The sequence below is a fragment of the Nocardioides sp. genome (assembly GCF_050699375.1).
Classification (GTDB): domain Bacteria; phylum Actinomycetota; class Actinomycetes; order Propionibacteriales; family Nocardioidaceae; genus Nocardioides.
Genome location: NZ_JBOHDN010000267.1, coordinates 19,863 through 31,522, shown reverse-complemented (window position 1 = coordinate 31,522; position 11,660 = coordinate 19,863). Strand labels below are relative to the sequence as shown.

General features: G+C 70.6%; 11 protein-coding genes. 2 read left to right on the top strand and 9 right to left on the bottom strand.

Annotation, left to right across the window (positions count from 1 at the left end; translation table 11 throughout):
- Positions 1 to 57: 57 nt before the first annotated feature.
- Genes ACRDPS_RS19440 through ACRDPS_RS19420 form a run of 5 tightly spaced genes read right to left on the bottom strand, consistent with a single transcriptional unit; the run spans position 58 to position 6,229 of the window.
- Positions 58 to 1,788, bottom strand: a complete 1,731-nt coding sequence (locus tag ACRDPS_RS19440) for an acetyl/propionyl/methylcrotonyl-CoA carboxylase subunit alpha (protein ID WP_431503307.1) — start codon at positions 1,786 to 1,788, stop codon at positions 58 to 60.
- Between the two features lies 1 nt (position 1,789).
- The gene (locus ACRDPS_RS19435; protein WP_431503306.1) at positions 1,790 to 3,412 is read right to left on the bottom strand and encodes a carboxyltransferase domain-containing protein; all 1,623 of its coding nucleotides are present in this window, start codon (positions 3,410 to 3,412) and stop codon (positions 1,790 to 1,792) included.
- Positions 3,409 to 4,203 carry a putative hydro-lyase gene (locus ACRDPS_RS19430; protein WP_431503305.1) on the bottom strand — a complete coding sequence of 265 codons (795 nt, stop codon included), beginning with the start codon at positions 4,201 to 4,203 and terminating at the stop codon, positions 3,409 to 3,411. Before ACRDPS_RS19430 ends, ACRDPS_RS19435 begins: the two co-directional genes overlap by 4 nt.
- Entirely contained in the window at positions 4,200 to 4,970 is a 771-nt protein-coding gene (locus tag ACRDPS_RS19425) for a LamB/YcsF family protein (protein ID WP_431503304.1), read from the bottom strand. The genes ACRDPS_RS19430 and ACRDPS_RS19425 overlap by 4 nt, the downstream gene beginning before the upstream one ends.
- Before the next feature lie 2 nt (positions 4,971 to 4,972).
- Positions 4,973 to 6,229, bottom strand: coding sequence for an NRAMP family divalent metal transporter (locus ACRDPS_RS19420; RefSeq protein ID WP_431503303.1), 1,257 nt, complete (start codon positions 6,227 to 6,229; stop codon positions 4,973 to 4,975).
- 146 nt (positions 6,230 to 6,375) lie between these two features.
- On the opposite strand from ACRDPS_RS19420, the gene ACRDPS_RS19415 reads away from it, so the two are divergent.
- Positions 6,376 to 7,017 carry a GntR family transcriptional regulator gene (locus tag ACRDPS_RS19415; RefSeq protein WP_431503302.1) on the top strand — a complete coding sequence of 214 codons (642 nt, stop codon included), beginning with the start codon at positions 6,376 to 6,378 and terminating at the stop codon, positions 7,015 to 7,017.
- 64 nt (positions 7,018 to 7,081) lie between these two features.
- Here the strand turns inward: ACRDPS_RS19415 and ACRDPS_RS19410 are convergent, their stop codons facing one another.
- Together ACRDPS_RS19410 and ACRDPS_RS19405 are read right to left on the bottom strand one after the other, a co-directional pair.
- Positions 7,082 to 7,453 (bottom strand): DoxX family protein, encoded by a 372-nt coding sequence (locus ACRDPS_RS19410; protein ID WP_431503301.1) that lies wholly within the window; start codon positions 7,451 to 7,453, stop codon positions 7,082 to 7,084.
- Between the two features lie 188 nt (positions 7,454 to 7,641).
- A complete protein-coding gene (locus ACRDPS_RS19405; protein ID WP_431503300.1) occupies positions 7,642 to 7,983 on the bottom strand; it encodes a DUF3140 domain-containing protein in 342 nt (113 codons plus the stop codon).
- 248 nt (positions 7,984 to 8,231) lie between these two features.
- On the opposite strand from ACRDPS_RS19405, the gene ACRDPS_RS19400 reads away from it, so the two are divergent.
- Entirely contained in the window at positions 8,232 to 8,714 is a 483-nt protein-coding gene (locus tag ACRDPS_RS19400) for a GNAT family N-acetyltransferase (RefSeq protein ID WP_431503299.1), read from the top strand.
- 97 nt (positions 8,715 to 8,811) lie between these two features.
- On the opposite strand, the gene ACRDPS_RS19395 is transcribed toward ACRDPS_RS19400, so the two are convergent.
- Both ACRDPS_RS19395 and guaA read right to left on the bottom strand, forming a co-directional pair.
- Positions 8,812 to 9,858: a hypothetical protein gene (locus ACRDPS_RS19395; RefSeq protein WP_431503298.1), complete on the bottom strand. Its 1,047-nt coding sequence runs from the start codon at positions 9,856 to 9,858 to the stop codon at positions 8,812 to 8,814.
- Positions 9,855 to 11,429, bottom strand: a complete 1,575-nt coding sequence (guaA, locus tag ACRDPS_RS19390) for a glutamine-hydrolyzing GMP synthase (protein WP_431503297.1) — start codon at positions 11,427 to 11,429, stop codon at positions 9,855 to 9,857. Before guaA ends, ACRDPS_RS19395 begins: the two co-directional genes overlap by 4 nt.
- Positions 11,430 to 11,660: the final 231 nt, after the last annotated feature.

Below are 11,660 nucleotides of genomic sequence, written 5' to 3'. Positions count from 1 at the left end.
CCCGTATCGCGGCGCGTAGCAGGCGGCCCTACCTGCGCGATCTCCAAGGACGACGACCTACTCGATCTTGCCGAGCAGGTCCCCGAGCGCGACCGTCCCGCCGACGGCCGTGCTCTGAGCGAGCACGCCGCCGCGGTGTGCGGCGACCCGAGTCTCCATCTTCATCGCGTCGATGACGGCGACGTCCTGGCCCTCGGTGACCTTCTCGCCGTCGGGGACGAGCCAGTCGACGAGCGTGCCGGGGACGCTGGCCTCGAGCCCAGCCGGGTCGGCCACCGCCGGCCCGCCATCGGCCGGCACGGTCTCCAGCGCCGACCCGCCGGCCACGAGACCGCGCAGCAGATCGTCCGGCAGACCGAGCATCACCCGGCGACCGTCGATCTCGATCGGCACCCGCCGGAGCGACAGGTCAGGCGCTGGCTCGGGTCGCCGCTGCGTCTCGAGCCGCGGCATCAGCTCGGTCTCGATCCATTGCGTGTGCACCGCGAAGCCGGCGGTCGAGAACGCTGGGTCCTCGAGCAGCGTACGAACGAAGGGGACGACGGTCGCGACCCCCTCGACGGAGAGCTCGCCCAGCGAGCGACGCGCACGTACGACGGCGGCGTCCCGGTCCGGCGCGTGCACGATCAGCTTGGCGATCAGCGAGTCGAAGGCGCTCTGCACGGTGTCGCCCGCCTCGATCCCGGCATCCCAGCGCACCCCGGGCCCGGCGGGGACCCGCAGGCCCGTCACGACGCCGGGGCTCGGCAGGAAGCCGCGGCCCGGGTCCTCGGCGTTGATCCGCAGCTCGATCGCGTGGCCCGTCGGAGCCGGCGTCGCCCCGAACGAGATGCCGTCGCCCGCGGCGATCCGCAGCTGCTCCGCGACGAGGTCGACGCCGGTGACCGCCTCTGTGATCGGGTGCTCGACCTGCAGGCGGGTGTTCACCTCGAGGAACGAGATGACGCCGTCCTCGCCCATCAGGAACTCCACGGTCCCGGCCCCGCGGTAGGAGACCGCCGCGCAGATGTCGCGGGCCGCGTCGTGGATCCGGCGACGCTGCTCGTCGCTCAGCCCGGGCGCGGGCGCCTCCTCGACGAGCTTCTGGTTGCGCCGCTGCAGCGAGCAGTCCCGGTCGCCGACCACCACGACGCGACCGGTGCCGTCGCCGAGCACCTGCGCCTCGATGTGCCGTGGCCGCTCCAGGAACCGCTCGACGAAGCACTCGCCCCGGCCGAACGCCGCCAGCGCCTCACGCGACGCCGACTCGAAGGCGTCGGCGACGTCGTCGAGCTCGCGGGCCACCTTCAGCCCGCGCCCGCCACCCCCGAAGGCCGCCTTGATCGCGATCGGGAGCCCGTGCTCGCGCGCGAAGGCGACCGCCTCGTCGGCCGACTCGAGTGGCCGGTCGGTGCCCGCCACCAGCGGCGCGCCCACGCTCTGGGCGATCCGGCGCGCGGTGATCTTGTCACCGAGGCTGTCGATGCTCGCAGGAGCCGGGCCGATCCAGATCAGGCCGGCGGCCTCGACGGCGCGCGCGAAATCGGCGCTCTCCGAGAGGAACCCGTAGCCGGGATGGACCGCGTCGGCGCCGGAGGCCTGCGCCGCGGCCATGAGCCACTCGATGCTGAGGTAGGACTCGGCGGCGGTGGCCCCGCCGAGCACGTACGCCTCGTCGGCAAGCCGCACATGGAGTGCGTCGGCGTCCTGGTCGGCGTAGACGGCGACCGACACGAGGCCGGCTTCGGCGACCGCCCGCACCACTCGGACGGCGATCTCTCCCCTGTTGGCGATGAGCACTCTGCGCATCTCAGACTCCTCGGATCTCAGCGGTCGACCCAATGGGCACAATCGGCACGGTGGGCGCGACGGGACGGAAGCGGATGTGGACCCCGGGCGGCAGCTGCCCGGCCAGGTCGAGGTCGCGGTCGATGACCGCGCCGATGATCGGATAGCCGCCGGTGAGCGGGTGATCCGGGAGGAACAGCACGGGCTGTCCATCGGGCGGCACCTGGATCGCACCGGTCACCGCCCCTTCGCTCGGAAGCTCGCCGGACTCGGCGCGTTCGAGCGGCACGGCGCCCTCGAGGCGTACGCCGACGCGGTCGGAGCGCGGTGTGACGGTCCACTCCTGCTCGATCAGGGTGCGCCCGCCGGCCTCGGTGAACCAGTCCTCGCGCGGGCCCAGCACGATGCGCAGCTCGACCGTGTCACCGGGTGCGGGCAGCGGGTCGGACGGAGCGGGGTTCGGGTCCACCGCGTACGCCGCGGCCGCAGGCCCCCGCAGGGGCACCACGTCGCCCGGGCGCAGGGGGCGAGCGCCGAGGTCGGCGGGCCCGAGGCCCGCGAGCGTGTCGGTGGAGAGGCTGCCGAGCGCCGGCGGGAGATCCAGCCCGCCACGGACCGCGACGATGGCGCGCAGACCGGCTCTCACCGCGCCGAGCCACAGCTCCTCGCCGTCCTCGATCGCCGTGGGCGCGCCGTGCTCGACCGGCAGGTCCGGGCCCTCGGTACGCACGATCGTCGTCTCGGCGGGGGCACCCGCGACCGCGACGACCGCGGCGCCGGTGAAGCGCAGGACGGCGCCGCCGCCGGCGAGCTCGAAGCCCGCGGCTGACGGGTCGTTGCCGACCGCACGGTTGGCGGCCCGCAGCGCCCGTCGGTCGGCCGTCCCCGACGCGGAGACACCGAGCGCGGCGTTCCAGGGACGCCCGAGGTCCTCGAGGACCAGCTGCAACCCGGGGCGTACGACCTCGACCGCGAAGGGATGCTCCGCGGCGTCGACGCTCGGGGCGGTCGCGGGGATCGAGACCGACTCCCGCTCGAGCTGCTCGAAACGGACCGTCATGCCGGGCGCGAGCAGTGCCGGCGGGTCGCGGTCCAGGTCCCACATCGGCGCGTCCGTACGCCCGATCAGCTGCCAGCCACCGGGGCTCTCTCGCGGGTAGACGCCCGAGAAGGTGCCCGCCAGCCCGACCGAGCCGGCCGGGATCCGGGTGCGCGGCGAGGAGCGGCGCGGTACGTCGAAGAGCGGGTCGTCGCCGACGAGGTAGCCGAAGCCGGGCGCATAGCCGGTGAAGGCGACCCGCCAGGTCGCCGCCATATGGCGCGCGACGACCTGCTCGGCACTGACCCCGAGCAGGCCGGCGACCTCGTCGAGGTCCTGCCCGTCGTAGCGCACGCCGATCGTCGCAGAACCCGCGGCCGGAAGGCCGCCGTGGACGGCCTCGACACGGGCCAGCTCCTTCGCGAGGCTCGCCTCGTCGACCAGCGTCGGGTCGAACCGGACGAGCACCGTCCGCGCGGCCGGCACCAGCTCGACGACCCCGGTCGGAGGCGCGGCCACGAGCGCCGCGTGCAACCGCATCGCGCCGTCGAGATCGGCCTCCTCGACCAGGAGGTCTCGATCCGAGGCGATGAGCACGCGCCTCACGCCAGGTACTCCGCATCCGGTACGTCGGTGATGAACATGTGGCCGGGCGCATGGGTCAGCGCGAACGGCGGACGCGAGGCCATGATCGCGGCCTGCGGGGTGACCCCGCAGGCCCAGAACACGGGCACCTCGCCGTCGCGCACCTCGGGCGGGTCCCCGAACTCGGGGGCGGCGAGGTCGGCGATGCCGAGCGAGGCCGGGTCACCGACGTGCACCGGCGCACCGTGCACCGCCGGATAGCGTCCGGAGATGCGTACGGCATCGGCGACGCGGTCCGCGGCGACGGGGCGCATCGAGACCACCATGTCGCCGCGCAGGCGCCCGGCGGGCGCGCAGGCACGCACGGTGCGATACATCGGCACGTTGCGGCCGAGCTCCTGGTGACGGATCGGGATGCCCGCGTCGGCGAGACCCGCCTCGAACGTGAAGCTGCAGCCGATCAGGAAGGACACCAGGTCCGGGTGCTCCTCCCACGCCGCGCGGGCCTCCGTGACCTCATCGGTCAGGACGCCGTCGCGCCAGATGCGGTAGGCGGGGATGTCGGTGCGCAGGTCGGATCCCGGCGCCAGGCTCGACTCGTACGCCCCGGGGTCGAGCACCTCGAGCACCGGGCACGGCTTCGGGTTGCGCTGTGCGAACAGCAGCACCTCGAAGGCCCAGTCGGCCGGCACGGAGATCAGGTTCGCCTGCACCAGGCCGTGGGCGACGCCGCTCGTCGGTGCGACCTCGCCCGCCCGGTAGGAGGCCCGCGCGGCGCGGGCCTCCTCGAGCTGTGTGGTGCCACCGGTCATGCCGCGGCCCCGGCGAACGGAGCGATGGCGATGCCCTCCGCCTCCAAGAGCGCTCTGGTCGCGGCGCCCATCTGCACGGCCCCGGCGCTGTCGCCGTGCACGCAGATCGAGTCGGCGCGTACGGCGACGTCGGTGCCGTCGATCGCCTCGACCACACCTTCGCGCGCGAGCCGCAGCATGCGGGCCGCCACTGCGTCGGCGTCGTGGAGCACCGCACCGGGCTCGGCGCGCGAGACGAGCTCGCCGCCGGGTGTGTAGGCGCGGTCCGCGAACGCCTCGGCGGCAGCGGTGAGCCCGGCGTTCTCGGCCACGTCGATCACGACGCCGCCCGCCAGTCCCAGCAGCACCAGGGACGGGTCGATCGCCTTGACCGCGGCGACCACGTCACGTGCCTGTCGCTCGTCGCGGGCGATCGTGTTGTAGAGGGCGCCGTGCGGCTTCACGTAGCGCACCGTGCCGCCGACCGTGGCGGTGAGGCCGAGCAGCGCGCCGAGCTGATACTCCACGTGCGCCTGCAGCGTCGCCGAGTCGAGGTCCATGGGACGACGCCCGAACCCCTCGTAGTCGCGGTAGCCGGGGTGGGCGCCGATGGTGACGCCGTTCGCCACGGCAGCCGCGAGCGTCGTACGGATGCCTTCGGGGCTGCCGGCGTGAAACCCGCAGGAGACGTTGGCGCTCGAGACGATCTCGAGCATCGCCGTGTCGTCAGAGACCATCCGGTCAGGGGTGTTCTCGCCGAGGTCGGAGTTGAGGTCGATGGTCGTCATGGTCATCCTCCAATGCCGATGAACGCGAAGATCGGGCCGACGGAGACGCTGCCCATGTACCAGGTGAGCAGGGTCGCGAGCGTGCCCAGGGTCAGCAGCCACACCGGGTAGCGGTAGCCGCCGAGGACGTCACGCTGACGGAACCAGCCGATGTACATGAAGATCGTCATGCCGATGGGCAGGATCAGGCCGTTGAAGCCGCCGACGAAGACCAGGATAGCCGCCGGCGCCGCGCCGATCACCAGGTACAGGGCGAGCGATACGAGGATGAAGACGACCGTCGCGAGCTGCAACGGCCGGCCCGATCCGAGCTTCTTCGAGAAGGTGGAGATGAAGGTCGCCGAGGTGTACGCGGCACCGATGACCGAAGTGATCGCGGCGGCCCAGAAGATCGCTCCGAAGATGCGGATGCCGGCCTCGCCGAGCACGGCACCGAACGCCTGACCGGCCGGGTTCGCGGCCTGGCTCGAGAAGTCCAGGGTGACGCCCGAGGCCACGACGCCGAGGATCGCGAGGAACAGTACGTAGCGCATGATGCCGGTGACGAGGATCCCGCTGAGCGAGGCACGGTGCACGGCTGCCACGTGCTCGGGGCCGGTGAGGCCGGAGTCGAGGTAGCGGTGTGCACCCGCGTAGGTGATGTAGCCGCCGACGGTCCCGCCCACGATCGTGGTGATCGTCGCGAAGTTGAGCGTGTCGGGCGCGATGGTCTGGCGCAGTGCGTCGCCGACGGGCGGCTGCGACGCGATCGCGACGACGAGCGTCAGCACGATCATCAGCATGCCGAGCCCGAGCACGACCAGGTCGACGACGCGGCCGGCCCGCTTGTACATGAAGATGCCGATCGCGAGCAGCGCGGAGAGCAGGCCGCCGACCTTCGGGTCGATCCCAAGCAGCGCGTTCAGACCGAGACCGGCACCCGCGATGTTTCCGATGTTGAACGCGAGGCCGCCGATCACGATCAGCGTCGCGAGCACGTGGCCCGAGTAGGGCAACGCCTCGTTGGCGAGATCACCGGCGCGCTTGCCGGAGACGGTGATGATGCGCCACACGTTCATCTGCAGCGCGAAGTCGATCACGATCGACGCCAGGATCGCGAAGGCGAACGCCGCGCCGAGCTGTGCGGTGAACGTCGCGGTCTGGGTGATGAAACCGGGTCCGATGGCCGAGGTGGCCATCAGGAAGATGGCGCCGAGGATGGGTCCTCGGCGCGAGCGGGCAAAGCTCTTCGCGCGTTCGGCGCTGGTTGTCTCAGGCATGGGGGCTCCTGCGGTCAGCGGGCTGTGTGGCGGGCACCACACTCTTTATGTAGCACAGGATGACACTGATTGTTCAACAATGATAGCCCGTTCTGTTAAAATGATGCTTCGATTGTCTGCGGATGCGATTCCCCTAGGATGCGGTCATGCCCGATGCCGAGGACACCCTCACGAACGTGCTGCGGCGTCGGATCATCGATGGCGAGTTCGCGCCCGGTACCCGGCTCTCCGAGATCTCTCTGGCCGAGAAGCTCGGGGTCTCGCGGAACACGCTCCGTGAGGCGTTCCGCGTGCTCTCCGAGCAGGGGCTCGTCGAGCACGTGCCCCATCGCGGCGTCTCGGTCGCCTCGCCCACCGTCGCCGACGTCATCGACATCTATCGCGCGCGGCGCTACGTCGAGCCCGCTGCCCTGACGGCGGGCTCTCCTCTGCATCCCGCGGTGACCGCGATGCGAGAAGCGGTGGAGCTGGGCGAGACCAGCCTCGAGGCGCAGGACTGGCGCACGGTGGGCACCGCCAACATGGCGTTCCACGACTCCATCGTCGCCCTCGCCGACAGCCCCCGCCTGGAGCGCCTGTTCCGCGACATCGCCGCCGAGCTGCGGCTCGCGTTCCTCGAGATCGACAGCCCCGAGGCCCTGCACGCTCCGTTCGTCACCCGCAACCGCGCCCTGCTCGAGACCTTCCTCGAGCAGGGCGGACCCACTGCCGCGGCCGAGCTGCAGGACTACCTCGTCCTCTCCGAGCGCACCGTGCTCGGCGCCTTCACCCGCCTCCGCCACGGTTAGCCCAAACCCCCGCCGACTCGGCGCAGATCTTCGTCAGAACGAGCCGACTCGACGAGGAGCTCTGTCAGGCGGCGACCACTCCGCGCAGGCGCTCGTCGCGGGGCCAGGCGCCGGCCCAGACGAGGACGGCGGTGGCGATGGCGAAGACGGTGTTGAAGGCCGGCTGCCCGAAGACCAGGTTCACCGTGACCGCGCCACCCAGGTAGGCGGTGATCAGGATCGTGCCCATCGCCCTGGTCGCCGGGACGTGGTAGGCGATCAGGGACAGGCCGAGGACAACGCCGCAGACGACCGGGAACCAGCTTGGTGCGCCGATCATGTCGTTGAAGTCCCTGGCGGCCTCGACGCGGAGCACGTGCGTGATGACGTCGAAGGCGAGGAACAGGGTCACCAGGACGGTGATCACCCAGCCGGCTCGTTGTGCGTTGGTGCTCATCTCGATCTCCTCAGAAGGTGGGTGGTGCTGCTCTCACCCACGCGTCGATCGCGCACCCGCGATCTCGACATCGCCCGCGCTCTAGTTCTTCAGACTCCGCGGCGCTCACGCGACCACGTCCGTAGCGCAAGCGCCAGAGTACGGACGCGGTCGCGTGTTGTCCGGACGGTTCACTCGCTGGCGCTCGTTCACGGCTGGAGCGGGTCGTGGCCGACGTTCATCAGCCGGCGCCGCCACCGCGCATCGCCCGCGGTCGGCTCCCACTGGCCGGTGTCCCCGCCGCGCAGGTCGGTGACCTTGTCGACGACCCGCCGCATCACGTCGACGTCGTCGGGGGTGAGGTCGGCGCGACGCTTGCCCACGATGTCTGCCACCCGGTGGCCGAGCTCGCTGCCGGCGCGGTCCGGTTCGGTCTCGGTCTCCTCCCCAGCACCCTGCACCGCGAGCCAGCTACGCAGGTCGCGCGAGGTCATGTTCACCGCGCGGTGGAAGTTCTCCCAGAGCCTGTCGTCGACGATCGTCTCGGCCATCTCGTGCCTCCTTCGTGCTCGTTCCCCATCGCGGTACCCGCCCGGGCCCGGATGAACACCTGAGCGCTCGTGCTTCGGGGCAATATCCGTTGAACGATGGTCGGCCCGATCAGTAGGGTCCTCGGTGTGTTCACGTTCTCGCACGCGTCCGGCCGCACCCGCGCCTGAGGGGCGGCTCCGTCTGAGCCGCTCGTCCCGCCCGCCCCAACCCCGGCGGGCGTTCCGGCAACCCTCAGAGAGGCAAGAGCATGGACATCCGTCCGTACGCAGACACCGACCACGACCCCGTGGTCAGACTCGCCATCGAGGTCTTCGGGCCCTTCTTCGAAGACTCGCTGCGCTCCGTCGTGGGCCAGGAGATCTTCGAGAACCAGCACCACGACTGGCGCGAGGACTACCACCGCGAGCTCGCGAGGATCCATGACCCCGAGAAGCAGAAGTACGCCGTCGTAGCCGAGGATCACGATGGCCTGGCCGGGTTCACGGCCTGGACGGTCGACCCCGACAGACGCAGCGGCGAGGTGCAGTACGTCGCCGTCCGCGCCGCCCACCGACGCTCACACCTCGCGACGGAGCTGTGCGAGCACGCGTTCGCTTCGATGCGCGCAGCCGGGGTCGACGTCGTCACCATCGGAACCGGCGGCGACTGGTTCCACGCCCCTGCGAGGCAGCTTTACGACAGCCTCGGGATGACACCGTTCCCGAACGTCATCTACTACAAGGCGCTGTAACCGGCGCACAATCCCGCCATGGCGTGGAAATGACGGCCGTTCAGCGGGAACGGGCCGGCATTTTCCCGCCATGGCGGGAAAGTGCCGCCTCAGGGCATCACCCCAGCAGCGCGCGAGCCTCAGCAGAGTCGTAGAAGCTCGAGAGCCGACGACGGAGCAGCTGCTCGAGCACGCCCGCCTCGGCGAGCGCCTCGATCACCGGCGGACCGAAGCGGAGGGCCTCCTCGACCAGGTCGTCGCGGCCCAGCCCCCACTCCTCCAGGAGCCGGTCGAGCGTGAAGCTGCCGTAGGTGTCGAAGAAGTAGTCGACACCCGTGTCGATCAGGGCCCGCAGGTAGTCGGAGTCGCGGACGTCGAGCCAGACCTGGTAGAGCCCGACGAAGACCGCGACGAGCTGATCGTCGTCGATCAGGTCGACGACATCGCTCACCGGACGGGTCGCGAGCGCGTCCCAGGCCTCCAGCAGGGCATCGCGCACCTCCTCGTCGCTGACCGAGCTCGCGGCGGTGTCGCTGAGATAGCCGAGCATCGCTCCCGCGCCTCGTTCAGCGAGCTCGCGGGCACTCTGGTCGACGGCCGCGCCGACCTGGGTGCCTCTCACCGTGCCCGCCACGCGACCGGCCACGCGCTCGGCGACCGAGAAGCCGAATGATCCTCCCGGGAGGTTGTCAGCAAGCCTGCGGCCGCTGTCCACGGCACCCTTGGCCGTCCCGCGCATCAAGGTGCCGACGCCGGCCTGGACGCCCGTGTTGTCGGCCAGGCTGCGAAGGACCTGCTGACGCAGCGTACGCATCTCGACGAGGGCATCGATCAGCTCGGCCGCCCGCGGCCGGCTGACCACCTTGGCCAGCGGGGTCAGGTTCGCGGGATGCGCCTTCAACCGCGTCGCGATCGCCGCCGCCACCTCCGGGATCGCACCAGGAAGCCGAAAGGTGCTGACGTACTTCAGCGCGACGTCCTTGATCAGCTCGCGCGGCATCACCTGGTCGAGCGTCAGCTCGCTGCCGGCTCGCAGCGCGAAGTCGATCTCGCCGGTGACGAGATCAAGGAAACGTACGCCACGCATCGCCGCCATCTCATGGGCGACGTGGGCGTCGAGGACACGCCGGGCGAGGTCGGGCTCCACAGTTTCGGACTGGCTCATTCCCACTCGATCGTGCCCGGGGGCTTCGAGGTGATGTCGACGGTGACCCGGTTGATCTCGCTCACCTCGTTGGTGATCCGGGTGGAGATGCGCTCCATGACCTCGTAGGGCAGCCGCGCCCAGTCTGCGGTCATCGCGTCCTCGGAGGTGACCGGGCGGAGCACGACCGGGTGGCCGTAGGTGCGGCTGTCGCCCTGGACGCCGACGGAGCGGACGTCGGCGAGCAGGACCACCGGCATCTGCCAGATGTCGCGGTCCAGCCCGGCGCGGGTCATCTCCTCGCGGGCGATCGCGTCGGCCTCGCGCAGGATGTCGAGGCGCTCCTTGGTGACCTCTCCGATGATGCGGATGCCCAGGCCCGGGCCCGGGAAGGGCTGGCGCTGCACGATCTCGTCGGGCAGGCCGAGCTGGGAGCCGACGGCGCGTACCTCGTCCTTGAAGAGCTCGCGCAGCGGCTCGACCAGGTCGAACTCGAGGTCCTCGGGGAGACCGCCGACGTTGTGGTGGGACTTGATGTTGGAGGTGCCGGAGCCGCCACCGGACTCGACGACGTCGGGATAGAGCGTGCCCTGGACGAGGAAGGCGACCTTCTCGTCACTCTCGCCAAGGATCTCGACCTCGGCGCGCTCGAAGCAGCGGATGAACTCGCGCCCGATGATCTTGCGCTTCTCCTCGGGGTCGGTGACCCCGGCGAGCGCGTCGAGGAACTCCTTCTCGGCGTCGACGATCTTCAGCTCGGCGCCGGTCGACTCCCGGAAGGCCTTCTCGATCGCGACCGATTCGTTCTTGCGCATCAGGCCGTGGTCGACGTAGACGCAGGTCAGCCGGTCACCGATCGCCTGCGCGACGATGGCGCCCGCGACCGCGGAGTCGACTCCGCCCGAGAGCGCGCAGATCGCGCGGTGATCACCGATCTGCTCGCGGACCCGCTCGATCTGCTCCTCGGCGATGTTGCCGATGGTCCAGGTGGGCCGGGCGCCGGCGATGTTCCACAGGAAGTGCTCGAGCACCTTCTGCCCGTGCTCGGAGTGGAGCACCTCGGGGTGCCACTGCACGCCCGCCATCTGCGTCTCGACGTTCTCGAAGGCCGCCACCGGGGTGCCCGCGGTGCTCGCGAGCACGGTGAATCCCTCGGGTGCCTCGGAGACCGAGTCGCCGTGGGACATCCACACGTTGTGGGCCGGCGGGATGTCCTTGAGCAGCGTGCCGGAGACACCGATGGTGACCGGCGTACGTCCGTACTCCCGCGCGCCGTTGTTGTCGACGGTGCCGCCGAGCCCCTGCGCCATCAGCTGGAAGCCGTAGCACATCCCGAACACCGGGGTCCCCGTGTGGAACAGGGCGCGGTCGATGGCCGGAGCATCCTCGGCGTACACGCTCGAGGGGCCGCCGGAGAGGACGATCGCCTTCGGGTTCTTTGCGAGCATCTCCTCGACCGGCATCGAGTGCGGCACGATCTCGGAGTAGACCCGAGCCTCACGCACGCGCCGGGCGATCAGCTGCGCATACTGCGCGCCGAAGTCCACCACGAGAACCAGATCGTGCTCTTCCGCCCCAGGAGCCTGCGTCATGCCCGAATCCTAACGAGAGCTCTGGCGATACGCCGAGTCGGCGGAACCGGACCGGAGCGAAGCGAGGACCGGATTGCGCCGACTCGGCGTGAGCCGATACTTCCTCCGCAAAACGCACCAGGGCCCGACCGGGGAGGGAGGTGGCCGGGCCCTGATTGCCCGAGACAAAAATGGCCCGGACGTAAGACCCGGCATGTATTAGGGAGGGAGCAATCCCGGGTCTGATCACTC